This window comes from Solibacillus sp. FSL K6-1781, assembly GCF_038630735.1.
Lineage (GTDB): Bacteria > Bacillota > Bacilli > Bacillales_A > Planococcaceae > Solibacillus > Solibacillus silvestris.
In genome coordinates this window covers 594,111-618,443 of record NZ_CP152038.1, presented here as the reverse complement: position 1 = coordinate 618,443, position 24,333 = coordinate 594,111, and the positions used below count along the sequence as shown (strand labels likewise).

Genomic DNA, 24,333 nt, shown 5'->3' with positions numbered 1-24,333 from the left:
TTCCAATTCAAAATGATATATGTAACGTTAAGGTGTTACAGTATATTGCGCACGTTCTCCACCGATAAGTTTCGGACGTGTTGTCGCTAACGTAATGACTGCATCGCCTAATTGCTTAACAGATGTTCGTAAAGGCACAGCAACCGCTTTTAAGTGCATGCCGATTAATGTTTGACCGATATCAATCCCGTAATGTGCTTGGATGGTTTCCACAATTACAGGCTCATCCATTTGTGTAAAAGCGTATGCAGACATAGAGCCACCTGCTGTACGGACCGGAATGACCGAAACAGGTTCTAAATGGTACATTTTAGCAGCTGCAGCCTCGAGTGTCAGCGCTCGGTTAATATGCTCGCAGCCTTGGAAAACTAAGTGAATTTTATGTCTTTGCGCGAATATTGAAAATTCTTTGTATAGAACTTGCGCTACATCGAATGCACCAGCTGTTCCAATCTTCTCACCCATCACTTCCGATGTGGAACAGCCGATGACAAATAGCTGACCTTCAGAAAACTTCACTTGTTGCTCAAATTCGGATAATGCTTGCGCTAAATCTTTTTGCAAATCGTGTAAGTTTGTCATTGAATCACCATCTGTTACCCTTCTTCGATTTCAGTTATCTTTTCAACACGGCGAATATGACGACCGCCTTCAAACTGTGTATCCAACCAAGTTGCAACAATCTCACGTGCCAGCCCTGGACCGATTACACGCTCACCCATTGCTAAAACGTTTGAGTCATTGTGACAACGTGTCGCTTTTGCCGAGAACACGTCATGTACAAGTGCACAACGAATCCCTTTAAATTTGTTTGCAGCAATCGAAATCCCAATTCCAGTCCCGCAAATTAAAATTCCTCTGTCAAATTCCCCTGCAGCTACTCTCTCAGCTACTGGACGTGCATAGTCCGGGTAATCTACTGACTCGTCCGTTTGTGGACCAAAGTCTTCATAACTGATTGACATTTCATCAAGTAGTGACATAATCTCTTTACGTAAATTATTACCGCCGTGATCTGAAGAAATTGCAATTCTCATGAAGATCCCTCCTGCCTCGATTTTATTTACTTATTATATTCACCATCAGTGTACCATTTATTCCAGAAGAATAACACGTCTTTTCCGAATAACTTTCAAAATACATGCATAAAGACGAATATTATGACAACAATTATAGTGTATTGTTAACTTTTTAGTAATATTCTTATATTTATTAATTATTAATTATGGTAATGTTCAGCTTTACGTGAGTTTGTTATGTTAAAAAGCTTTTGCACAATTTGTTTTACTAAAAAAAGACCGCTCATTGACTATGAGCAGGCCTTTAACAATTATTGTAATGATAAAATATATTCTGCTACCGCTTCTTCTTCGCCATCTGCTGTACCCTTCGGCATTGCACCTTTACCATTGACTAGTACATTCACGATTTCCTCTTTTGATAAAGAAGTGTTCGTTAAGTCCGGTCCCATTGATCCCGTTAAGTCTCCACCATGACATCCTACACAGCTGGCATTTGCCACTTTTTCACCTGCCGAGACATCTGAAGTTTCAGCTGCGTCCTTTTCTCCGGATGATTCAGTCGATTCGGTTGGTGTAGAATCAACAGAATCTGTCGTATCCGCGTCCTCCGCATCACCACATGCAGCGAGACCTGCTACGACTACACCCATTAGTAACCAGTACTTCATCTTGTTCAATATAAATCCCCCCAGGACTAATTATTGTAAACAATAGTGTACCATACCCAGTCTTTTTGTTTTTGAAACGGGTTCTGATTTTGAACGCATGGTAGTGTTTATTAGAACTTTCACTTTGGATATTAGAAAATCGCTAACGTTTATTTGAACATCGATAACCTTTATTAGCAAATCTGAAAAGGATTTAGAACAAGCAGCCAATATATTAGAAGATAGACATTTTATTAGAACTTTACCACGGTTATTAGAAAATCTCACCTCGATATTAGAAAACATCCTTCAAATAAAAAATACCCAACAGATAAACCATGCCCGTTTATCCATTCGGTATTTTAAAACGCCCTTCCCATCTACTGTGTGCGGTCGAATTGTTGAATCATTCGATAAAGCTCTGCAGACTGTTGCTTTAAATTACTTGCCAGTTCCTCTACTTGCTTGATCGCTTCAGCCTGTTCCAATGAAGCAGACGTTACTTCCTGAGCGCTTGCAGAAGTTTGTTCGGCAATTGCCGCCACTTCCTGTGACTGGTGTGACGTATGTTCGATATTTTTCATTTGCTGTGCGACTAAATCCGAAATTTGAACGACATCATCTGCCATTTCATAAACGGACTTTGTCATGCCTTCTACTGCCGACGTTGTTTCAGAAACACGTGACGATTCGTTTACCGCAAATGATACTTGTTCGTTCATCTGTTTAACGACAACCGATACATTTTGCTGCATTGTGTGGATCAATGTTGTAATCCCCTGAACTGCACTTGCACTTTCATCCGCCAGACCGCGCACTTCCTCTGCCACAACCGCAAAGCCTTTCCCATGCTCACCTGCTCGTGCAGCTTCAATCGATGCATTTAATGCAAGCAGATTCGTCTGTCCTGCGATATCGCCTACTAAACCTATAATCCGTTCAATCTGCTCGGCATTTTTTTCTAGCTCACGAATATTTACTAATGAATTTTCATTATCTGTTGCAATTTTTTTAATACTGTTTACAACGCCATGGATGGCATCTGTTGTAGACGTTAAGTTTGTTAAAAGATTTTTTGAGCGACTTGCTGTATGTAACGCTTTATTGTTCACTTCCGCAGCTAATGTGCGAACTTCTTCAATGGCTTCCACTGTTTCTTGAATGGCAACCGCCGAAGATTCAGCCCCCAATGAAATCTGGCTAATATTGCTTGTAATTTGCTCAGCGTTGTTCGTTACAGAAATACTTTCTTCCGACAGCTTCAAAATCGTTTCATCGGTTGACTTATAATTGTCTTCAATCCCGTTTACCATCTTGCGCAAATTGATCACCATTGTTTGGAATGCCTCTGCTACTGAGCGGATTTCATCATTGGTTTTCGGCATTTCGACATCTTGTCCGATTTTACCTTCCGCTACATGGTTTGCACTGCGCTCCAATTGCTGTAATGGGCGAACAATGACTAAACCAAATACCGCAGCCAATGCACAAGACCAAAAGATCCCTAATAAATAGGTAATAATCTGAAATACGCTTGTGCTTGTCGATTCAAAAAACATTGGGCGTAAGTATTCGATAAATACAAAACTGCAAGTGTAGGTAATCAGCGCTAATATCCCGACAAATAATACGAGCTTCTTGCGCAAACTAAAGACCTTTTTCTGAGAGTTCATGTTAAATTTTATCCTCCAATTTCAATTTCGTTTCCAGCTTGTTGATTGCTTCGTTCAATTGCTCGTATGTTTGTTCATATACTTGCAGGTTTCCACCGAATGGATCTTGAATATCCAGTCCAGTTTCCATCGCTACATACTCATTTAGTGTAAACGTTTTATGTGCCGCTTCTTCTACTAAACGGAGGACCATTTCTTTATGAACGGTCGTCATCGTTAAAATCAGGTCCGCCCATTGTGCATCTTCTACCGTAAATCGGGATGAACGGTGCGATTGCGAAATATTTTTTCTATGCAATATTTCCTTTGCGTTCAGGGACATGTCACTGCCTTCGTGCGCATAAATACCTGCTGAACGCACAGTAATATTCTCATAGTTTTTTGCTTGTAAAATTGCTGCTGCCATAGGACTTCTACATGTGTTGCCTGTACAAATAAAATAAATATTAATGTTCCTCACACCCTCTAATTTACCATTTTAGTAGCATCACACTCATAATAATCAGGAGGAGTCCTGCTACTTTCTTTAATGCATTATTCTTAAAAATTGGTGATTTTTGCGCTATTACCAATGCCGCATATGACAATATGAATGTCGAGAGGCCGGCACTAATAACAAAAACATATTTTTGTAAATTTAGCATACCAAAAGATAGGCTAACTGAAAAGGTGTCAATACTTGCAAAAATCGCAATTATCGGTAAAGACATCGCAGGAAAACTTTCATCTTTCTTCGAGAGCAGTAATTGCAGTCCAACAAAAAACAATAATAATGTAGAAAGACCTGATGCCCAGTTTGTTAAATAGACGGCAAGCCATTCCCCAAAGCGGTAACCGAGTAACGGAAAAAGCATATGTAAAAAGGCCGTCCATAAAGCTAATAACCATTTCGCCTTAACATTTGTAGCAATTAAATACAGTGCAACGACATCGAACGACATTAAGATCCCGGCAACTACTTCTTGCATCTATTCCCCTCTTCCACTAAGCGCTGTTGTAATTTATGCTTTTGGGCGGGGAAATATCCTTTTGTTTATACACAAAAACCACATCCCATTGTTATAAGATGTGGTTTGATTTTTTAAAGTGAATACCATTTGCCGCCTGCAGCTTTTTCCAGACGGTTCATAATCGCTGTACCAACACCGGTTTTTGATGTTGCCGTCGCTAAAATAATCGTAGCATCCGTTTTATCGCATGAACGCAATGCATCATATAGTGAAGCGCTCATTTGTTCGAGATCATGTGCACTTCCGAATGAAAAATAATAATCGGCCTCGATCTCTTCAAAGTTCTGCGGTGCCAATAAGGCCACTTTATGTACCGGTTTTAATTCGGCAATAGCCGTTTCAATCGCTTTTTTATTTGCTTCTATTAAATAGACAGGTGCATCCGGAGCATAATGGGTATATTTCATACCAGGCGCTTTCGGTGTCGAATCAATTTTCTGCTGTTCCAGACTTGGCTCAACAACTGGTCCAATTACTGCTTCGAGCATTTCTTTCGTCACTCCGCCCGGACGCAAAATAACGGGTGTTTCCAGTGTGACATCCAAAACGGTCGATTCAAGTCCGATTCCCGTCATCCCACCATCCAAAATACAAGGAATAATGTTTTGCAAATCCTCAAATACATGTTCAGCTTTCGTCGGGCTAGGCTTGCCGCTGCGATTCGCACTTGGCGCGGCTAACGGTTTCTTTAATGTTTGAAGAAGTTCCAGTGCTACTGGATGATCGGGCATACGAATTCCAACAGTATCTAATCCTGCCGTAACACTCGGCGCTAAAACTTTCGGCTTAACATCCATAACAAGCGTCAATGGACCTGGCCAAAAAGCCTCCATACATTTTTGGGCAACTTCCGAAATATTTGTTGTATACAGCGATACTTCTTCCACCGTTCCGATATGAACAATCAATGGATTATCCGAAGGTCGTCCTTTTGCAGCGAATATTTTCTTCACTGCCTGCTCATTTGTCGCAACGGCACCCAAGCCATATACGGTTTCTGTCGGAAAAGCGACTATTTCGCCGTTATTTAATAAATCCACAGCCTGTGTATAATTTTCTGAATTATCCACAAATTCATCCACAATTAATTGAAAAGTGTGCATTACTTTCTCCTCCTTTCTGTAAATGTTTGATTTAACTATCCACAAATTGTGAGTAAGTTGGATCATTTTCTACAAGTTCTTCTGTGTTTTGTGGATCACTTTTTTCCATATGTTTCTCCCACCATTCAGCAATAAAAAATGGCGGCCGTTCATTTTCCACCGGCTCATTAACTATACAAAGCGTTGGGAATACTGCACAGAACCAGTTTTCGCCACGACCTTGCCCAATAATGAAGTTAACAGAATAATATTCTTTTTGCGGATAAAACTGACCAGCCACCCATTTCGGAGGGATTAAGTTATCCCCAAACTTATAGGTAATTTTTAATTGTGGGTAAGTTTTCTGAATTTCCTGATACATGTTTTCCACACTGTGGATATCTTCTGAAAATTCAGGTGTATTTTGCAAATAGGTTTGAATTGTTTCCACTACCTCATACTTGATGAGTTGGTCGGCATTTGTCGAACTGTTGGCAATAACGCGGAATTTTAACTGGTCATTGCTTTCTCCTTGATCAATGCGGATATCATCTACAAAAGTAGGTATAAATGTAGCAGCACAATATAGAAATAAAACACTTATTAGTAATTTAGCAATCGCTAAAAATAGATTGGATTCATTTTGAATATCGTAATCATGTAACATAATCATTCCCCCTTGCAAACATTGTTTACAAGGAATCTATTTTTTATTCACTAATCTCACAAAAAACAATACGATCTTTTTTATTTATATCTTGAACGACTGATACATAGGCATTTGGAAAGCTTTTTTTGAAAAAATCCGCTACTGCTTCTCCTTGTGTATATCCTATTTCCAGACCAATTAATGCCGGTTTCTTCATAAGGGCCGGTAAGTTTTCTGCTAGTTTACGATAAAGCAAGAGTCCATCTTCATCTGCAAATAATGCCTGATGCGGTTCGTGAGCTACGACAACATCGGACATCTCCTCCATTTCCTCATAGGCGATATAAGGCGGATTCGAAAGTACAACATCCCATTTTTCATTCGCAATTGGTTCTGTTAAGTCGCCGAGCTTAAATTCAATTTCTGCCTTCAGCTGCTCAGCGTTTTTTTGTGCTGTTGCAAGTGCTGCAGGGGAAAGATCTGTTGCTGTTACATCAAGCTGCGGACATTCTTTTTTCATCGTAATAGCAATAGCACCACTGCCTGTCCCAATATCGGCAAACTTCAGCTTTTGATTATCCCCAAATAACTTGCGAATACGCTCAATCGTTCCGACAACCAGTTCTTCCGTTTCCGGACGAGGAATCAGTACCGATTCATCAACTACAAATGTACGGCCGTAAAATTCTTCTACACCCGTTATATATTGTACAGGAAGCCCTTTCACATGTTCTTGAATAAAATCATCGAACTGCTGTTGCTGCTCTTCAGGTAGAACATCGTGCATCTTCATCATTAAACCCGAATAGCTTGTCTGTAAAATATGCTGCAATAAAATTCTTGCGGCATTTCCTTCGCGACCGTTCTTCTCTAAAAAAGAAGAAGCCCCATTCAGGGCCTCAAAAATGGTTTTATGCATCTTCATTTAAATTTGATAAGCGTGTTGCCTGCTCATCTAAAATAAGTGCATCGATGATTTCATCCAATTTACCTTCAACGATTTGGTCAAGTTTTTGAATCGTCAAACCAATTCGGTGATCTGTTACACGGTTTTGTGGATAGTTGTAAGTACGGATACGTTCAGAACGGTCGCCTGTTCCTACTGCTGTCTTACGTGTTGCATCGATTTCAGCCTGTGCTTCTTGACGGTGTTTATCCGCTACACGCGCTACTAAAATTTTCATCGCTTTTTCACGGTTCTTAATTTGTGAACGCTCATCTTGCATCGAAACGACAACACCTGTCGGTAAGTGGGTCATACGAACAGCTGACATCGTTGTATTTACCGACTGACCACCCGCACCAGATGAAGCGAATGTATCAACGCGAATATCTTTTTCATGAATTTCTACATCTTCTACATGAACTTCCGGTAAACATGCAACCGTAGCAGTTGATGTATGGATACGGCCTTGAGATTCTGTCGCCGGTACACGTTGAACACGGTGTGCGCCGTTTTCATATTTGAATTTCGAATAAGCACCTTGACCGTTAATCATTAAGATTACTTCTTTATAACCGCCTGCCTGGTTTGGTGTTGCTTCCATTACATCCACTTTCCAACCTTGCGTTTCCGCATAGCGTGTATACATACGGAATAAGTCACCTGCAAAAATATTAGCCTCGTCACCGCCAGCAGCTCCGCGGATCTCCATAATTACGTTTTTCGAATCATTCGGGTCTTTAGGAATTAATAAAATTCGCAGACGCTCTTCTAATTCCGGAACTTGTTTATTTAAATCATTAAACTCTTCCTTCATCATCTCCAGCATTTCTGCATCTTTTTCAATTTCCATTAATTCGCGTGTATCTGCCAGTTGCTCTTTCACCGATTTGTATACACGGTATACATCTACCATTTCCTGAATATCGGATTGCTCTTTTGAATATTCGCGAAGCTTATTAGAATCGCTGACGATATCCGGGTCGCTTAGCAATTCATTTAATCTTTCGTAACGGTCTTCAACCGCCTGTAAACGATCAAACATCTATATTTCACCTCTAAAAGTTATTTTGTTATTAGTTGTATTTCACTCGTCTTCTCACGAGTCACGTTAAAATGCACCTTTACTAGTATAAAGAAATTTTGCGGTTGTTGCTACATCTATGTTGAACTTTCTTCATATCATTTACACATTCGCACTCATATATTTAAATTTTCTAGTGTCGTTTCAATATCTATTCTTCACCTAAAATTATAGTGGCGGATTGGAATGACATTTGCGGCAAACAGGGTAATAACTATCATTACCCCCAATTTGAATTTGATCACCTGTACGGACTGGTTTTTTATTTTCATCTACTCGTAAATTCATCGTCGCTTTCTTATGGCAGAACCAGCAAATTGTTTTCATTTCCTCAATTTTATCCGCGTAAATCGTCATATAACGGCTGCCTTCAAACAGTTCGTTCTGGAAGTCATTTTTTAAGCCAAAGCCCATAACCGGAATGTTCAGCTCATCTACAATTTGAGTCAGCTGCAAAACATGTTCTTTTGTTAAAAATTGCACTTCATCAACTAGTACACAATATAATTTTCCTTCGTGTTTTTCCACGATTTCATATATATTTGTATCTTCAAAAACCGCAACTGCCGGACGTCTTAAACCAATTCGGCTTGAAACCGTACCGACTTCATCGCGCGTATCAATTCCTGAAGTAAAAATCATTACCGCTTTATTCTGTTCTTCATAATTGTGGGCAACTTTTAAAATTTCAATCGATTTCCCGCTATTCATTGCCCCATGTTTATAAAATAATTGCGCCATTTATTTATCCCCGTTTCTAAATAAAATTACAAGTTCGTTTTTCACCAACAAAAAACCTTGAGCATGAAACTCAAGGTCAACTTTTCACTTCTTTTATCTTAGCTAGTTTTTTGCCATTCGTCTATTGCAAAAGGTCCTCTATTTATTAGAATATTTCTCTTTAGAAAAACATGTGCGAAAGTTTTCTAATATCTTCTAAATTCTTCTAATATATTTTTATTTTTTCTAATAAAAGTCTGAAGTTCTAATATAATATGTACTTTTTCTACTATCCGATGGAGGTTTTCAAATAAACGATTCAGATTTTCTAATAACCTGTAAAACTGTTCTAATACCTGCTCAATATCTTCTAATAAAATGAAATCAGTGCTTCAAAAAATTAAAAACCCATTTCCAGCAATGCGGAAATGGGCAGAGGTATTATTTCATACCATATTTTTTGTTGAAGCGATCTACACGTCCGTCAGCAGAAGCGAACTTTTGACGACCTGTATAGAATGGGTGACATTCGTTACAGAACTCGATTGAGATCTTTTCTTTAACTGAACCTGTTTCAAAAGAATTACCACAAGAGCAAGTTACTGTTGCTACTTTGTAATCTGGGTGGATACCTTGTTTCATATTCGTTTTCTCCTCTCGCCCTGAACCATCCGGAACAGAGTATTTTCGAACTGCACCTTACATAGCCCGAATATGTCACTACATACGTAATGTGTTGAGGTCAGCTATATATGTGCACGTTTCATACTTAAAGAAGTATAGCAAGTTTTAAAAAAGGTTGCAACTATTTTATATTATTTTACGAAATTGAATGTATGTAGTTCCTCACTAAATCAAGAACTTGATTTCCATTCGCGCTCAATCTTCTAAAATCTATAACAACCCTTTACCGTTCGTAGCTTTCTTCATATCTGTATCAAGCTTTTCAAAGAATTCTTCGTTTGTTTTTGTTGTGCGTAGTTTGCGTAAGAACTTTTCACCAAAATCATGTGAATCGCTGAATGTTTTACGGATTGCCCATAATTTATCAAGCTGGTCTTTCGGAATAAGAAGCTCTTCTTTACGCGTACCTGAACGGCGGATATCGATTGCAGGGAAAATACGGCGTTCTGCCAAGCTGCGATCCAAGTGCAGTTCCAGGTTACCCGTTCCTTTAAATTCTTCATAAATTACTTCGTCCATACGGCTGCCTGTATCAACAAGAGCAGTCGCTAAAATTGTTAAACTGCCGCCCTCTTCAATATTGCGGGCAGAACCGAAGAAACGTTTCGGACGGTGGAATGCAGCAGGGTCAATACCACCTGAAAGTGTACGGCCGCTTGGCGGAATCACTAAGTTATAGGCACGTGCCAAACGTGTGATCGAATCCATTAAAATAATAACATCGCGTTTTTGTTCTACTAGACGTCGTGCACGTTCCAATACGATTTCTGCTACTTTTACATGATTTTCAGGCACTTCATCAAACGTTGAAGAAACAACGTCAGCATTTACTGAGCGCTCGATATCCGTTACTTCTTCCGGACGCTCATCGATTAGCAGGACGATTAGTTCCGCTTCCGGATGGTTTGTCGTAATAGCGTTGGCAATTTCTTTTAATAAAGACGTTTTACCGGCTTTTGGCGGTGCCACAATTAATCCACGTTGACCAAAACCAACAGGCGCTACTAAATCCATAATACGTGTTGAAAGTTTTGTAGGTACTGTTTCCAACTTAATATGGCGATCCGGATAAAGCGGCGTTAACGCCGGGAAATGCACACGCTCTTTTGCAACTTCAGGATCTTCGCCATTTACAGCATCAACTTGCAATAGGCCATAATAACGTTCATTTTCTTTTGGCGGACGAACTTTACCTGAAACTTTATCACCATTTCGTAAATCGAAGCGACGAATTTGGGAAGCAGAAATGTAAATATCCTCTTTTGAAGGAGAATAGTTAATCGGGCGCAGGAATCCGAAGCCGTCTGTAGGAATAATTTCTAAAACACCTTCCATGAAGAAGAAACCTTCTTGTTCAGAGCGGGTTTTTAAGATTGCAAAAATTAGTTCCTTTTTATTTAGCTTACTAGCATTTGATAATTTGTATTGCTTCGCCAAAGCATATAATTCTTTTAATGTCATGCTTTCTAATTGAGCAATTGTTAATGCTGTCATACGTTTTCTCCAGTCTATTAAAATTTAATTTTTTAAGTTATTGAAAGATGTTTAGGAATTTGTGTAAGAGAAGTATACTACACTTTATTTGAAAGATGCCCAGTTTTTACACTGGGCATTTATTATATTATAGTGTAAGTAATTTGAAAATGGGCATTTTCTATCTGAGGCTACTTACATTATACGGGAAGTTAAATTTGGTCATACTTTGGTTTTTTATCAATGCTGTGGCGTCCTTCGATAAAGCGTACTGTTCCTGTTTTTGCACGCATAACAACTGAATGTGTAAGTGCATAGGAACCTTTATATTGAACACCGCGTAAAAGCTCCGAATCTGTTACAGCTGTTGCTGCAAAAATAGCATCATCGCCTTTAACTAGGTCTTCCATCATTAATACTTTATCTACGTCGACTCCCATTTTTACGCAACGAGCAAGCTGTTCTTCATCTTCAGGTACTAGTTTCGCTTGGAAATCGCCACCTAAACATTTTAACGCAACTGCCGCAATAACGCCTTCTGGTGCGCCACCCATACCGAACATAATATCGATACCAGTTTCATCGAATGCTGTGTTAATCGCTGCACCTACATCACCGTCTTGAATGAATTTAATACGTGCACCGGCTTCACGGATTTCATCGACAATATGCTGATGACGTGGACGGTCTAAAAGTGTTGCTACAACATCGGAAATATCTTTGTTTTTTGCTTTTGCCACTTGCAATAAGTTGTACGTAACAGAAGCGTTAATATCAACTTTACCTGCCGCTTCCGGCCCTACAGCTATTTTATCCATATACATATCAGGCGCATTTAATAGATTGCCTCGGTCTGCAATTGCCAGTACTGTCATCGCGCCATTTGTACCTTTTGCTACGATATTTGTACCTTCTAATGGATCTACTGCGATATCAACTTCAGGTCCGCCATTTCGAAGCCCTAATTCTTCACCGATATAAAGCATCGGTGCCTCATCCATTTCTCCTTCACCAATTACAACTGTCGCATGCATTGGGATTGTATCAAACATAACACGCATCGCTGTTGTTGCTGCGTCGTCCGCTTCGTTTTTAAGTCCGCGTCCCATCCATTTCGCTGATGCAATCGCTGCTGCTTCTGTTACACGTACTACTTCCATTGATAAACTACGTTCCATTTTGTGTTTGCCTCCTGTAATCGGTTAAAACCGATTTTAACAGCCTAAATTAACTGCTTTTTTGAATTGTATTATGAACTAACATATTTTTATTATCCAAATATATATTATCATACTCTCATCGTTGCGCGATTCGGATCACGAATTATAGCAAATTTATGCATTATTCTTTGTTTTAATGACAATGGACTCTTTACGAATATTTGCACCAATTGCACAAAGCTTTTCAATTAATGAACTATAGCCGCGTTCAATATGGTAGATATCGTGAATTTCTGTTTCACCTTTTGCGATAAGTCCAGCCAATACTAATGCAGCACCCGCGCGTAAATCTGTTGCCGTTACCGTGGATCCTTCCAAAGATGCAGGTCCTTGAATGATGGCCGTATTGCCTTCAACACGGGCTTTTGCACTCATACGTCGCAGTTCGTCTATATGCTTGAATCGGGCAGAATAAATTGTATCTGTAATCATCGATGTCCCTTCCGCCTGTGTCATTAATACAGATAAAGGCTGTTGAACATCAGTCGGGAATCCTGGATAGACCAGTGTTTTTACATCAACCGCCTGCAGGTTCTTTTGCTTGGAGATGTAGATGCTTTCCTCATTCTCTTCCACAGTTACACCCATTTCGCGAAGTTTAGCTGTTACGGCTTCCATGTGAAGCGGAATGACATTATCGACAAGTACACCATCACCAATCGCTGCAGCCATAATCATAAATGTAGCTGCTTCAATTCGATCCGGTATAATTGTATGTTTCGTACCTTTTAGCTCATCGACACCTTCAATACGGATAACGCTCGTTCCTGCGCCTTTAATATTGGCACCCATATTTGTTAAAAGTGTCGCAACATCAATAATCTCAGGCTCTTTCGCTGCATTTTCGATTGTAGTTTTCCCTTTCGCCCGCACTGCTGCCAGCATAATATTAATTGTTGCGCCGACACTTGCAACATCCAGATAAATTTTCGCACCAATTAATTCATCTGCGCGTAAGTAAATCGCACCGTGCTCATTTGTTACTTTTGCTCCTAAAGCTTCAAAACCTTTAATATGTTGATCGATTGGACGTGGCCCTAAAAAACACCCGCCTGGCATGCCGATTACCGCTTGTTTAAAACGTCCCAGCATGGCACCCATCATATAATAGGAAGCACGCAATTTTTTTACATTGCCGTTTGGCAGCGGCATCGCAACCATTTTTGATGGATCAATCGTCATCTTGCCATTTTCGAATGTTACTTCTCCGCCAATTTCTTCTAGAAGTGCTTTTAACGTCCATGCATCTGAAATTTCTGGAATTCCCCCAATGGTAACGGAAGAATCTGCCAAAATTGATGCAGGAATTAAAGCAACTGCGCTATTTTTTGCACCGCTAACGGTTATTTTACCTTTTAGACGATTTCCGCCCTGAATTTTATAAACATCCATTTTGTGTTCTCCCTTACGATTGGACAAATTTCATCTTCATTCAGCAGAAGTCTACGGACATCTGCTGAATGAAGATGAGCTTCTGGCAGATGTCACAGATTTTTTAAAGGATGTTTTAATGAGGAAGTCAGCCTAAAAACGTCGCCGTGCGACAACGGCTGACTTACCCACGTCCTGTAGGCCTAAACTCAAAAAAATCTGGACACAATTACGCCGTGGCGTAATTGATAATAAGTCGACTGCTGTGAGTTATTCTTATTATTTCCCTTCTCGCTTTGCCCAATCCGCTAAAAATCCTTCAATTCCCTTGTCTGTTAATGGATGATTAAACAGTTGCTGTAAAACTTTGTATGGAGTTGTTGCAATATGTGCGCCAGCTAATGCAGCTTGCGTAATATGTTGCGGGTGACGAATAGATGCGGCAATAATTTCCGTTTCAATTTCGTGGATAGCAAACATTTCAGCAATTTCACGGATTAATTCTACGCCATCTTGACCAATATCATCTAGACGTCCTAAGAATGGAGATACATAAGATGCGCCTGCACGTGCCGCCATCAATGCTTGGTTTGCAGAGAAAATTAATGTCACGTTCGTTTTGATGCCTTTTTCAGAGAAGTGTTTACATGCTTTTAATCCTTCTGGTGTCATTGGAAGTTTTACTGTAATATTCGGGTGAATCGCAGCCAATTCTTCCCCTTCACGAATCATTCCTTCTGCGTCTAAAGAAATAACTTCACCAGAAACCGAGCCGTTTACTAACTCAGCAATTTCACGTAAGCGGTCGTGGAAATTCACGCCTGATTCCTTTGCAACTAATGATGGGTTCGTCGTTACACCTGAAAGAATTCCCCAAGAGTATGCTTCTTTAATTTCGTCAAAGTTTGCTGTATCGATAAAAAATTTCATTATAATAGCCTCCGATTTACATTTGATTATAAAAACACATCTCGCTCATTTGTGAACGAGATGTCTTATGTTGAAAAACACGTGTTCACAAAGAAAAGTACGCATAGTTTGTGCACTTTTCTTTTGTGGATTCATTTATCCCGCTTTAACGGGTAGTAAAACTCTGCCTCTAAACTCAAGAAGCTTAGGCTTTTCCAGAGCTGCCGAATTCGCGCATTTTACCGATTACTGTCGCTTTAATCGCTTCACGAGCTGGACCTAAATATTTACGTGGATCATATGTTTTCTTATCATTTTCTAAAAACTCACGGATTACTTTCGTAGCCGAGATTTGGTTTTCTGTGTTTACATTAATTTTTGCTGTACCTAAAGAAATTGAACGTTGAATATCTTTTGTCGGAATACCTGTTCCACCATGTAATACTAACGGAACATCTGTTAATGTTGAGATTTCTTCCATTTCAGCAAATCCTAAGTTTGGTTCGCCTTTGTAAGGACCGTGAACTGAACCTAATGCTGGAGCTAAACAGTCGATACCTGTAGCTTCAACTAATGATTTACATTCTTGCGGGTTTGCGTACATAATGCCACCAATGACACCGTCTTCCTCGCCGCCTACAGTACCAAGTTCTGCTTCAACAGATACGCCTTTTGCGTGCGCATAGTCGACAACTTCTTTAGTCGTTTGGATATTTTCTTCGAATGGATGATGTGAAGCGTCAATCATTACAGAAGTAAAACCAGCATCGATCGCTTCTTTACATTTATCGAAGCTTGAACCATGATCTAAATGAATTGCTACTGGAACAGTTGTTTTGTAGCTTTCCATTAAGCCTTCAACCATTTTTACAACAGCAATGAAACCGCCCATATATTTTCCGGCACCTTCAGAAACACCTAGAATTACTGGTGACTTTTCTTCTTCTGCTGCTTGTAAAATGGCTTGCGTCCATTCTAAATTGTTAATATTGAATTGACCTACTGCATAACCTTCCGCTTTTGCTTTAATTAACATTTCTTTCATTGAAACTAATGCCATTATTAAAATCCTCCTCGAAGATACATAAATAGTTTGCTGCTAGAAAAACATAGTTTGCGCAAAATGCTTTTTTTAAGTATTTTTTTCATCGTCTATTCTATGCAAAATCACATGAATTGACAAAAACATTTAGATTAATCATAACAAAAACAGACAGTATGCGCTACTGCCTGCTCGCCTGTTTCATTTATATTTTTTCAGCCTTTTCTACTAGTTTATTAACTTCATCACGTACTTCAAAAATATTAAAAGGTTTTGTAAAGTATTTCAACACACCTAATTCGTTTGCAGTGTCCATCATATGCTGTTCAACATAAGCAGTCATCATCATTACAGGCAGCTCCGGGTGTTCTTCTTTCAAACGTGCTAAAATTTCCAGACCGTCCATTCCGGGTATTTTCATATCCAGTAGAACACAATCGAGCTCATTTTCCTGTGCAATTTTTATTGCATCAAAACCGTTTGCCGCTAAATAAGTCGTAAATCCTTCTTTTTTAAACACTTCATTTAGAAGCATCCTTATCCCCTGCTGATCATCTACTATTAGTATCCCCTTCAATGTGATCCCCCATTACAATAATAATTTATCCCGCATTAACGGGTAGTAAGACTCCCGCCTCTAGACTTCTCAAGTGCGAAAAGGATAGGCGGTAACTCAACTACCCATAAATGCCCGATCGGTTCAACTAACAATCAGTGGGCAAGAAAACCCCACTGATTGAAGTTTCACTTTATATAAGTTACATTCTATTACTAAATTGATTTCCCCTCTTTTATAGAGAGAGTTTGTGCTTTTGCTTTTTTATGTGCACAATTTTATAATAACTTTGAGGTGTAAATATGTCTAAAATTTTAACTACGCAATTAACAGGCCTTCTACAGCGCATACAGCAAACTGAAGAAGAAACAATTGAGGAAACTGCACGATTATTGGCACAGGCAGCAATCGGACAAGGAACAATTTACTTTGCGGCATTTGGTGAAATGGAAGCTGTTGCGGTAAATGCAGAGCTTGGTGCAGGTACATTCACTAAATTTGCACGTTATACAGAAGAGGTCGAACTAATGCCTGCTGACCGTGTAATTATTTTTACGCGTCATGCTACAGATGAACAAGCATTAAAGCTCGCACAGCAACTGCATGCAGAATTCATTCCATTTGCGGCTGTCGCAAGTGAAGTGGCCAGTGACGACAATCCTTTAAGCGACCTTGCTTATACGTATATTTCATTAAAAGTGCGTGGCGGCATTTTACCGCATCCGACAAAGCTCGGCGAACGCATCGTTTTTCCGCATCTTATAGCAGCTTTATATATTTATGAAGCAATTAAGATGGAATTCGATGAAATGCTCGTAGACGATGATGAAGAGGATGACGAATTAATGGACGGCCATCCATCACCATTCGCATAAATTATTGGCGACTCTTAATCCATACTGGTATGGGGGTCGTCTTTTGTATTTTTGAATTTATATGCGCCTTTCTTTGATATAGAAGGAAAATTAGTTGTTCGGAGTGAAGGCGGCTACTCCCAGGGGACAAGCACGTGGGAGAGACTTGGAACAAAAGCTAGGAGCACCACGTCCTGTGGCAACGCTTTTGTGACCAACATCGTGTTGGCCTCGTGCCCCCAGGAAAGCGTCCGCCGTAACGGAGAACAATGGATACAAATTAGGTATACAAATTAAGCAGCTCAAACTTTACTATCGTAAAATTGAGCTGCTTTTAATTTTGGAACTGCTTTTGCCCCAACTCTTTATTTTTTATTATTAAATGCTGCGCCAACAAACTCACGGAATAATGGTTGTGGACGTTGTGGTCGTGAAATTAATTCCGGGTGGAACTGACCCGCAACAAAGAATTTCTTCTCTGGTAGTTCAACAATTTCTACTAATTTGTTGTTAGGAGATAATCCTGAGAATACCATACCTTCCGCTTCCATTGCTTCACGGAATTCATTGTTGAACTCGTAACGGTGACGGTGACGTTCGTATACTAACTCTTCACCATTGTAAGCCGCGCGTGCACGAGATCCTTCTTTTAATTTACATGGATATAAACCAAGACGTAATGTTCCGCCGATATCTGTATCTTCTGTTTGATCTGGTAAGAAATCGATAATCGGATACTTCGTGTTTTTGTCCAGTTCTGTTGAATGTGCGCCTTCCAAGCCCATAACATTACGCGCAAATTCTACTGTCGCCATTTGCATACCTAGGCAAATACCGAAGAACGGTACATCGTTTTCACGTGCATAACGGATAGATTCGATTTTCCCTTCAACACCACGGTCGCCGAAACCACCTGGTACTAAAATACCGTCTGCTTGTCCTAACAACTCATCAACATTTTCCGCTGTAACATGCTCAGCATTGATCCAGTCGATTTCGATATCCGAATTGTATACATAACCTGCATGTTTTAATGCTTCAACAACTGAAATATAAGCATCTTGCAATTCTACGTATTTCCCTACTAAAGCGATACGTGTTTTGTGCTCCAAGTTTTTCACTAAATGTACAAGCTCTTTCCAATCTGTCATATCTGCTTTCGGCGCTGTAATACCGAAATGATCAAGAACGATTTGGTCAAAGCCTTGTGCATGAAGATTTAATGGAACTTCGTATAAATGTTCTGCATCACGTGATTCGATAATATCAGAAGGTTTTACGTCACAGAATAACGCGATTTTTTCTTTCATGTCCTGCGGCACTGGTTGTTCTGTACGTAATACTATAATATTTGGCTGAATACCTAATGAACGTAACTCTTTAACAGAGTGCTGTGTCGGTTTTGTTTTCATTTCACCAGCGGCTGCAATATAAGGCATTAATGTACAGTGGATGTACATTACATTTTCATGGCCTAAATCACGGCGCATTTGACGAATCGCTTCAAGGAATGAAAGTGATTCAAAGTCACCTACTGTACCACCGATTTCCGTAATAACAACTTCAGCAGAAGTTTCACGGCCAGCACGTTGTACACGGTCTTTAATTTCATTTGTTACGTGAGGAATTACTTGAACTGTACCACCATTGTAGTCACCGCGGCGCTCTTTATTTAATACCGATTGATATACTTTACCTGAAGTAACAGTTGAGTGTTTACCAAGATTAATATCGATGAATCGCTCATAGTGACCTAAGTCTAAGTCCGCTTCTGCACCATCATCTGTAACGAATACTTCACCATGCTGGTAAGGGCTCATTGTACCTGGATCAATATTTAAATATGGATCAAATTTTTGAATTGTTACTTCCAATCCACGATTTTTTAATAAACGACCTAATGATGCTGCTACAATCCCTTTACCAAGTGATGAAACTACCCCACCTGTTACGAAAATATACTTTGTCATACAAATTCCTCCTTCTTTTAAAACAAATTAGAAAAACACTCTATTGCTTCCTAAATGCAAGGGAATGTTTTTCTAATAAAGTGAAACTACCAATCATTGGGGATTTTAGCCCATCCCCTCGGATTATTAGTTGAACCAATCTGGATTTTACGGGGAGTTGATCTCCCGCGGAATCTTATCACCCGTTAATGCGGGATAAAAACGCCAGAAAAAATAAAAAACGCTCCTCCTGCACTATTTTGCAGGGGGAGCGTATAACTTATACGGTCAATCTCCTTTTTAAAGGAGCCCAAGTAAAAGATTATACGGAACTGAAATAGAAGTCAAGCACTTTCAATTTCCAATGTGAAAATACTTATTTTAACTCTTCGTCTTCTTCGTCTAACTCTTCATCTATTTCTTCTTCATCATCATCCTCGATAATAAATGTATCATCTTCATCGATTAGTTCTTCATCGATGTCAGGATCGATTTCTTCTATGTCTTCTTCAACGAAGTCGATGTCCTCATCCACTTCTTCCTCTTCTTCTTCGTCGTCAACGAATTCATCGTAATCTTCCTCGAATAAAACATCCTCTTCTTCAAGGTCGATAACTTCATCTTCATCTTCGTCGTCAACAGCTTTTGCTTTCTTCTTACGTGTCTTAATTGTTGGCGCTGTTTCTTCTTCGATTGTTTCTACTTTATACCACTCACGTAAACCCCAGCCATTTTCTTGGTTTAATAAAAAACGGCCTTCTACGTTTAAGTCAGTATAAAATTGCACTAAACGTGATTTTAAATCTTCATCCGAAATCCCATTTAATGCTTGAATACCTTTTAATAATTCATTTAATGGCATTGCTTGTTTTTTATCTTCTAATAGTGCGTATGCTAAGTCGATTAATGACTCTTCTGCTAATTGTTCATCTGTCATACCACGAAAGTTCAAATCGTGCACGTCCTTTCCATCCTTACATGTCTATTTATCAATTACGACTCGGCGTAATTGCGTCTGGATTCGTCTTCCAAATCCTTACCATCTGCCGAAGATCTTATACCCGTTCTGCTGTTGCTTGTACAACAACTGGATGGATATAAGCATAATACCCATTATATACAAACATGCTATCACTATGCTAGTTTCATTTCTTGTTTTTTAAATTTGTTACTTTTTTATAGGCAACATAAAATAAAATAAAGGATAAAAGCAGCAAAGGGATTGCTGCTAATTGTCGGTTATATAAAAAGAAGGTTGCAATTAGGCATGCTAAAATTAAAATATAATGTACATATTGTTGCACTATTGCGCACCTTCCTTCATCAGATCGTCCATGTATTTACTAGTATAACGAAAATTTCCGCACTCGTGGTATTCTAAGTTCATTTTTTTGCTTTTTTTTCAAATAACTAAGTAAAAAAGGCTAGTTATTAAGTTGTTTTCTGCAAGCTGCCAACAACAAATCTATCCCTTACATATTACGGCGGTATTGGCCGCCTACTTCATAGAGGGCCTGAGTAATTTGGCCAAGGCTTGCTACTTTAACTGTTTCCATTAGTTCTTCAAAAATATTGCCGCCTGTTTTTGCGACTTCCTTTAATTGATCTAGCGCTTTTTGACTATTGTCCGCATTCGCTTCTTTAAAGCCTGCCAAGTTTGCAATTTGTAGATCTTTTTCTTCTTTAGATGCACGTGCAATCTCCATGTTATTGATCGCTTCTTCAGATGGCGGATTCGGGTTTAAATACGTGTTTACGCCAATAATCGGCAGTTGTCCTGAATGTTTTAAATGCTCATAGTGCATCGATTCTTCTTGGATTTTCCCGCGCTGATATTGTGTTTCCATCGCACCAAGTACCCCGCCGCGATCATTCATGCGGTCAAACTCTTCCAGCACCGCCTGCTCTACTAGTTGTGTAAGCTCTTCGATAATGAATGCCCCTTGTAACGGGTTTTCGTTTTTTGATAAGCCGTGTTCCTTTGTAATAATCATTTGAATCGCCATCGCGCGTCGTACCGATTCTTCAGTAGGCGTAGTAATTGCCTCATCGTATGCATTTGTATGCAGTGAGTTACAGTTGTCCTGCAATGCCATCAATGCCTGCAGTGTTGTACGAATATCATTGAAATCGATTTCCTGTGCATGCAGACTGCGGCCCGAAGTTTGAATATGGTATTTCAGCTTTTGTGAGCGGTCATTTGCGCCGTACTTTTCACGCATGACAACAGCCCAGATGCGACGTGCTACACGACCGATGACTGTATATTCAGGGTCAAGACCGTTCGAGAAGAAGAAACTTAAGTTCGGTGCAAAATCATCGATATTCATACCGCGGCTTAAATAATATTCAACATACGTAAAACCGTTTGCCAATGTAAATGCAAGCTGCGAAATCGGATTCGCTCCTGCTTCGGCGATATGGTAGCCTGAAATGGATACCGAGTAATAATTTCTTACTTTATGATCGATGAAATATTGTTGGATATCGCCCATCATACGCAGTGCAAATTCTGTTGAGAAAATACATGTATTTTGCCCCTGATCCTCTTTTAAAATATCCGCCTGTACGGTACCGCGCACTACTTGCAATGTCTGTTCACGTGTTTCTGTAAATTCTTCCACCGTTAAAGTACGGCCCAACTCCTGTTCACGCTTTTGTACTTGCTGGTCGATTGCTGTATTCATAAACATTGCCAAAATAATTGGTGCAGGTCCGTTAATCGTCATCGATACAGATGTAGAAGGTGCACATAGATCGAAGCCTGCATAAAGCTTTTTCATATCATCCAATGTACAGATGCTTACGCCAGACTCCCCTACTTTTCCGTATATGTCAGGACGTGTATGAGGATCTTCTCCATATAACGTTACTGAATCAAATGCCGTCGATAAACGCTTTGCATCATCATCTTTAGATAAATAGTGGAACCGTTTATTTGTACGCTCAGGAGTCCCTTCACCCGCAAATTGACGTTTCGGGTCTTCTCCTTCTCGTTTGAACGGGAAAACACCTGCTGTATAAGGGAATTCACCTGGTACATTTTCTTTATACACCCAGCGTAAAATTTCACCGTAATCTTTAAAGTTCGGCAACGCGACTTTCGGAATCTTCAAGCCTGACAGAGACTCGGTACGTAAAATGGTTTTAATCTCCTTATTACGCACTTTCGTAATGAGTTCGTCGCCAGCGTAAGCTTCTTTTAATGCATTCCAATTTTTCAGTATACGCTTCGACTCCGCAGTTAATTCATTTTGAACGCCTTCCAGTAAAGAATCAATTGATGCAGTTAATGCTGTTTCACTTTCCGGAAGCAGTGCTTTCGTTCCTTCAAGCTGATACCACTTCGTTGCCAGTAATGCCTGCTGTTCTGCATGCTTATGATAATTTCTGATTGTTTCCGAGATTTCGCGCAAGTAATAGCGACGGTCATTCGGAATAACAATGTTTTGCTTTTGCGTTTTCACAAATTGCTCATACGAAGTTTCCCAATCTAAACCGAACTTCTCATTAATTTTCGCTACAAGAGCCGCAAATAATGAGTTCGTCCCTAAATCGTTGAACTGCGAAGCGATCGTCCCGAATACAGGCATATGATCAAGTGGTTCTTCCCATAATTCACGTGAACGCTGGAATTGTTTCTGAACTTGACGCAATGCATCTTCAGAACCTTTTCGTTCAAATTTGTTGATCGCAATCAAATCCGCAAAATCAATCATGTCGATTTTTTCAAGCTGTGTCGGGGCACCGAATTCGCTCGTCATTACATACATCGAAAGGTCTGTATGTTTCGTAATTTCAGCATCCCCTTGCCCGATACCACTTGTTTCAACAAGGATTAAATCAAATCCTGCTGTGCGTACAACATCGAGTACATCACCAATCGAACTTGATAATTCCGTATGCGAGCCGCGTGTTGCCAAACTGCGCATGTAAACGCGATTATTAAAGATGGCATTCATACGGATACGGTCACCTAATAAAGCCCCGCCTGTTTTTTGTTTTGTCGGGTCAACCGATATAATGGCAAGTTTCTTATCCGGGAATTCTTGCAGGAATCGGCGGATAAGTTCGTCTGTCAGCGAAGATTTCCCTGCGCCGCCTGTACCGGTAATCCCAATAACCGGTGTGTTTAAGCTTTTAGTTCGTGCAAGTTGCAGCATTTCTTCAATTTCTGCATCCCCGCCAACTTCGGCAGCTGTAATTAAATTCGCCAAAATTTCCGGCGTATCAGTCGAAAGTTGTTCTAAAAGTTCTTTGTAATTTCCTTTTAGTGTAGAAAAATCTGCACCTTCAAGCTTTTTGTTTATCATCCCTTGTAAACCTAATTGGCGCCCATCTTCCGGTGAAAAAATGCCGGCAATGCCATAATCATGCAGTTCCTTAATTTCGCGCGGCAATATTACACCACCGCCGCCACCGTAAATTTTAATATGTGGTGCCCCTTTATCGCGAAGCAGATCGTACATATATTTGAAATATTCAATATGACCGCCCTGATATGAAGATAGTGCCACCCCTTGCGCATCTTCCTGTATTGCAGCATTAACCACTTCCTCTACAGAACGATTGTGGCCTAAATGAATGACCTCAGCCCCACTTGACTGTAAAATTCGGCGCATAATATTTATTGAAGCATCATGCCCATCAAAAAGGCTCGATGCTGTGACAAAGCGAATATGATTTTTTGGTTTGTATACTTCAGTTTTCCCCATTTTAATAACCCCTTTGTTATGTTGGAATAATGAAAAATCGCCATGCGAAGCAAACTGTTTAACTAGTTGCTCTACATGGCGATTCTCCTTTCCTAATTTTCAAACTGCATAATGCCTTGTAAAAACATTGTTGTTTGCAATTTTATATATTGATCGATCGTGTATCGTTTTTGCAGTGCCCATTTGCGGAATGCCCAACTTTGCCCCTGTACGACGATGTGGTTTGCTGCTAAATAGATTGCATCTTCAGAAAGCGATAAATTACCGGCCTCCACACAGTCCTTTAATATGCGTTCAAAAATAGCGACCATTTCAAGTTCTTTATCGAGAATGTAATGCATCGCAGCTTTTTGCAATGACTTCGTTTCTTGATACATAATCGTAAACTCCTCAGGCATTTGATCAATTAGTAAATAATAATGACGGATCGCCTGTTTCAAACCTTCGATTGTACTTGAATCGGACGGGAAATCGGTTAAGCATTTCGTTACTTCATTGAAGATATTGTCACAAACTAAAAATAAAACATCTTCTTTTGTACGAATATATTCATATAAAGTCCCGATAGAAAAACCGGCTGCTTTTGCAAGTTCCCTTGTAGTTGCACGGTGGAAGCCTTTTTCTTTGAAAAGCTTCACACCAGCATCGATAATTTGCTGACGGCGGGCAATAATTTTATTTTCATCTTTTATTGACGATTGGACGTGCAGCTTATCATTTTTCGCCATAG

General features: G+C 39.7%; 23 protein-coding genes. 1 reads left to right on the top strand and 22 read right to left on the bottom strand.

Annotation, left to right across the window (positions count from 1 at the left end; translation table 11 throughout):
* Positions 1-27: 27 nt before the first annotated feature.
* The 18 genes from MHH37_RS03070 to MHH37_RS02985 form a co-directional block, all read right to left on the bottom strand.
* The gene (locus MHH37_RS03070; protein WP_008404459.1) at positions 28-582 is read right to left on the bottom strand and encodes a TIGR01440 family protein; all 555 of its coding nucleotides are present in this window, start codon (positions 580-582) and stop codon (positions 28-30) included.
* 14 nt (positions 583-596) lie between these two features.
* Positions 597-1,037 carry a ribose 5-phosphate isomerase B gene (gene rpiB, locus MHH37_RS03065; RefSeq protein WP_008404461.1) on the bottom strand — a complete coding sequence of 147 codons (441 nt, stop codon included), beginning with the start codon at positions 1,035-1,037 and terminating at the stop codon, positions 597-599.
* Positions 1,038-1,330: 293 nt separating this feature from the next.
* Positions 1,331-1,690, bottom strand: a complete 360-nt coding sequence (locus tag MHH37_RS03060; RefSeq protein WP_232504567.1) for a cytochrome c — start codon at positions 1,688-1,690, stop codon at positions 1,331-1,333.
* 359 nt (positions 1,691-2,049) lie between these two features.
* On the bottom strand, positions 2,050-3,342 hold the full coding sequence (locus MHH37_RS03055) for a HAMP domain-containing methyl-accepting chemotaxis protein (RefSeq protein ID WP_008404464.1): 1,293 nt from the start codon (positions 3,340-3,342) through the stop codon (positions 2,050-2,052).
* Between the two features lies 1 nt (position 3,343).
* Entirely contained in the window at positions 3,344-3,793 is a 450-nt protein-coding gene (locus MHH37_RS03050) for a low molecular weight protein arginine phosphatase (protein WP_342576207.1), read from the bottom strand.
* A 19-nt stretch (positions 3,794-3,812) separates the two neighbouring features.
* Entirely contained in the window at positions 3,813-4,310 is a 498-nt protein-coding gene (locus MHH37_RS03045; protein WP_008404468.1) for a manganese efflux pump, read from the bottom strand.
* A gap of 113 nt (positions 4,311-4,423) precedes the next feature.
* On the bottom strand, positions 4,424-5,455 hold the full coding sequence (locus MHH37_RS03040; protein WP_342574928.1) for an L-threonylcarbamoyladenylate synthase: 1,032 nt from the start codon (positions 5,453-5,455) through the stop codon (positions 4,424-4,426).
* A gap of 31 nt (positions 5,456-5,486) precedes the next feature.
* Positions 5,487-6,101 (bottom strand): stage II sporulation protein R, encoded by a 615-nt coding sequence (locus MHH37_RS03035; protein WP_008404472.1) that lies wholly within the window; start codon positions 6,099-6,101, stop codon positions 5,487-5,489.
* Positions 6,102-6,144: 43 nt separating this feature from the next.
* On the bottom strand, positions 6,145-7,008 hold the full coding sequence (gene prmC, locus MHH37_RS03030) for a peptide chain release factor N(5)-glutamine methyltransferase (RefSeq protein ID WP_342574927.1): 864 nt from the start codon (positions 7,006-7,008) through the stop codon (positions 6,145-6,147).
* Positions 6,995-8,071: a peptide chain release factor 1 gene (prfA, locus tag MHH37_RS03025; protein WP_087615671.1), complete on the bottom strand. Its 1,077-nt coding sequence runs from the start codon at positions 8,069-8,071 to the stop codon at positions 6,995-6,997. The genes prmC and prfA overlap by 14 nt, the downstream gene beginning before the upstream one ends.
* 207 nt (positions 8,072-8,278) lie before the next feature.
* Positions 8,279-8,851, bottom strand: coding sequence for a thymidine kinase (locus MHH37_RS03020; RefSeq protein WP_008404479.1), 573 nt, complete (start codon positions 8,849-8,851; stop codon positions 8,279-8,281).
* A 420-nt stretch (positions 8,852-9,271) separates the two neighbouring features.
* Positions 9,272-9,472 (bottom strand): 50S ribosomal protein L31, encoded by a 201-nt coding sequence (gene rpmE / locus MHH37_RS03015; RefSeq protein ID WP_008404481.1) that lies wholly within the window; start codon positions 9,470-9,472, stop codon positions 9,272-9,274.
* Positions 9,473-9,724: 252 nt separating this feature from the next.
* Entirely contained in the window at positions 9,725-11,008 is a 1,284-nt protein-coding gene (gene rho / locus MHH37_RS03010) for a transcription termination factor Rho (protein WP_008404483.1), read from the bottom strand.
* A gap of 191 nt (positions 11,009-11,199) precedes the next feature.
* A complete protein-coding gene (gene glpX / locus MHH37_RS03005; RefSeq protein WP_008404484.1) occupies positions 11,200-12,165 on the bottom strand; it encodes a class II fructose-bisphosphatase in 966 nt (321 codons plus the stop codon).
* 156 nt (positions 12,166-12,321) lie between these two features.
* Entirely contained in the window at positions 12,322-13,599 is a 1,278-nt protein-coding gene (locus MHH37_RS03000; protein WP_008404487.1) for a UDP-N-acetylglucosamine 1-carboxyvinyltransferase, read from the bottom strand.
* A gap of 258 nt (positions 13,600-13,857) precedes the next feature.
* Positions 13,858-14,508 carry a fructose-6-phosphate aldolase gene (fsa, locus tag MHH37_RS02995; protein WP_008404490.1) on the bottom strand — a complete coding sequence of 217 codons (651 nt, stop codon included), beginning with the start codon at positions 14,506-14,508 and terminating at the stop codon, positions 13,858-13,860.
* Positions 14,509-14,692: 184 nt separating this feature from the next.
* Positions 14,693-15,547 (bottom strand): class II fructose-bisphosphate aldolase, encoded by an 855-nt coding sequence (locus MHH37_RS02990; protein ID WP_065216618.1) that lies wholly within the window; start codon positions 15,545-15,547, stop codon positions 14,693-14,695.
* 187 nt (positions 15,548-15,734) lie between these two features.
* On the bottom strand, positions 15,735-16,106 hold the full coding sequence (locus tag MHH37_RS02985) for a response regulator (RefSeq protein WP_081483462.1): 372 nt from the start codon (positions 16,104-16,106) through the stop codon (positions 15,735-15,737).
* Between the two features lie 281 nt (positions 16,107-16,387).
* Between MHH37_RS02985 and MHH37_RS02980 the strand changes: the two genes are divergently transcribed.
* On the top strand, positions 16,388-16,960 hold the full coding sequence (locus MHH37_RS02980; protein ID WP_342574926.1) for a DUF2529 family protein: 573 nt from the start codon (positions 16,388-16,390) through the stop codon (positions 16,958-16,960).
* A gap of 344 nt (positions 16,961-17,304) precedes the next feature.
* On the opposite strand, the gene MHH37_RS02975 is transcribed toward MHH37_RS02980, so the two are convergent.
* The 4 genes from MHH37_RS02975 to MHH37_RS02960 form a co-directional block, all read right to left on the bottom strand.
* Positions 17,305-18,909: a CTP synthase gene (locus MHH37_RS02975; RefSeq protein WP_342574925.1), complete on the bottom strand. Its 1,605-nt coding sequence runs from the start codon at positions 18,907-18,909 to the stop codon at positions 17,305-17,307.
* A gap of 355 nt (positions 18,910-19,264) precedes the next feature.
* Positions 19,265-19,849 carry a DNA-directed RNA polymerase subunit delta gene (rpoE, locus tag MHH37_RS02970; protein ID WP_008404501.1) on the bottom strand — a complete coding sequence of 195 codons (585 nt, stop codon included), beginning with the start codon at positions 19,847-19,849 and terminating at the stop codon, positions 19,265-19,267.
* A 511-nt stretch (positions 19,850-20,360) separates the two neighbouring features.
* The gene (gene icmF / locus MHH37_RS02965; protein WP_014824736.1) at positions 20,361-23,603 is read right to left on the bottom strand and encodes a fused isobutyryl-CoA mutase/GTPase IcmF; all 3,243 of its coding nucleotides are present in this window, start codon (positions 23,601-23,603) and stop codon (positions 20,361-20,363) included.
* Between the two features lie 92 nt (positions 23,604-23,695).
* Positions 23,696-24,331, bottom strand: a complete 636-nt coding sequence (locus MHH37_RS02960) for a TetR/AcrR family transcriptional regulator (RefSeq protein WP_342574924.1) — start codon at positions 24,329-24,331, stop codon at positions 23,696-23,698.
* Positions 24,332-24,333 lie beyond the last annotated feature (2 nt).

What these genes read in the sequence shown, in the direction of transcription:
- MHH37_RS03070 (WP_008404459.1), bottom strand. Translation starts at nt 582, where the DNA reads ATGACAAACTTACACGATTTGCAAAAAGATTTAGCGCAAGCATTATCC.
- rpiB (WP_008404461.1), bottom strand. Translation starts at nt 1,037, where the DNA reads ATGAGAATTGCAATTTCTTCAGATCACGGCGGTAATAATTTACGTAAA.
- MHH37_RS03060 (WP_232504567.1), bottom strand. Translation starts at nt 1,690, where the DNA reads ATGAAGTACTGGTTACTAATGGGTGTAGTCGTAGCAGGTCTCGCTGCA.
- MHH37_RS03055 (WP_008404464.1), bottom strand. Translation starts at nt 3,342, where the DNA reads ATGAACTCTCAGAAAAAGGTCTTTAGTTTGCGCAAGAAGCTCGTATTA.
- MHH37_RS03045 (WP_008404468.1), bottom strand. Translation starts at nt 4,310, where the DNA reads ATGCAAGAAGTAGTTGCCGGGATCTTAATGTCGTTCGATGTCGTTGCA.
- MHH37_RS03040 (WP_342574928.1), bottom strand. Translation starts at nt 5,455, where the DNA reads ATGCACACTTTTCAATTAATTGTGGATGAATTTGTGGATAATTCAGAA.
- MHH37_RS03035 (WP_008404472.1), bottom strand. Translation starts at nt 6,101, where the DNA reads ATGTTACATGATTACGATATTCAAAATGAATCCAATCTATTTTTAGCG.
- prmC (WP_342574927.1), bottom strand. Translation starts at nt 7,008, where the DNA reads ATGAAGATGCATAAAACCATTTTTGAGGCCCTGAATGGGGCTTCTTCT.
- prfA (WP_087615671.1), bottom strand. Translation starts at nt 8,071, where the DNA reads ATGTTTGATCGTTTACAGGCGGTTGAAGACCGTTACGAAAGATTAAAT.
- MHH37_RS03020 (WP_008404479.1), bottom strand. Translation starts at nt 8,851, where the DNA reads ATGGCGCAATTATTTTATAAACATGGGGCAATGAATAGCGGGAAATCG.
- rpmE (WP_008404481.1), bottom strand. Translation starts at nt 9,472, where the DNA reads ATGAAACAAGGTATCCACCCAGATTACAAAGTAGCAACAGTAACTTGC.
- rho (WP_008404483.1), bottom strand. Translation starts at nt 11,008, where the DNA reads ATGACAGCATTAACAATTGCTCAATTAGAAAGCATGACATTAAAAGAA.
- glpX (WP_008404484.1), bottom strand. Translation starts at nt 12,165, where the DNA reads ATGGAACGTAGTTTATCAATGGAAGTAGTACGTGTAACAGAAGCAGCA.
- MHH37_RS03000 (WP_008404487.1), bottom strand. Translation starts at nt 13,599, where the DNA reads ATGGATGTTTATAAAATTCAGGGCGGAAATCGTCTAAAAGGTAAAATA.
- fsa (WP_008404490.1), bottom strand. Translation starts at nt 14,508, where the DNA reads ATGAAATTTTTTATCGATACAGCAAACTTTGACGAAATTAAAGAAGCA.
- MHH37_RS02990 (WP_065216618.1), bottom strand. Translation starts at nt 15,547, where the DNA reads ATGGCATTAGTTTCAATGAAAGAAATGTTAATTAAAGCAAAAGCGGAA.
- MHH37_RS02980 (WP_342574926.1), top strand. Translation starts at nt 16,388, where the DNA reads ATGTCTAAAATTTTAACTACGCAATTAACAGGCCTTCTACAGCGCATA.
- MHH37_RS02975 (WP_342574925.1), bottom strand. Translation starts at nt 18,909, where the DNA reads ATGACAAAGTATATTTTCGTAACAGGTGGGGTAGTTTCATCACTTGGT.
- icmF (WP_014824736.1), bottom strand. Translation starts at nt 23,603, where the DNA reads ATGGGGAAAACTGAAGTATACAAACCAAAAAATCATATTCGCTTTGTC.
- MHH37_RS02960 (WP_342574924.1), bottom strand. Translation starts at nt 24,331, where the DNA reads ATGGCGAAAAATGATAAGCTGCACGTCCAATCGTCAATAAAAGATGAA.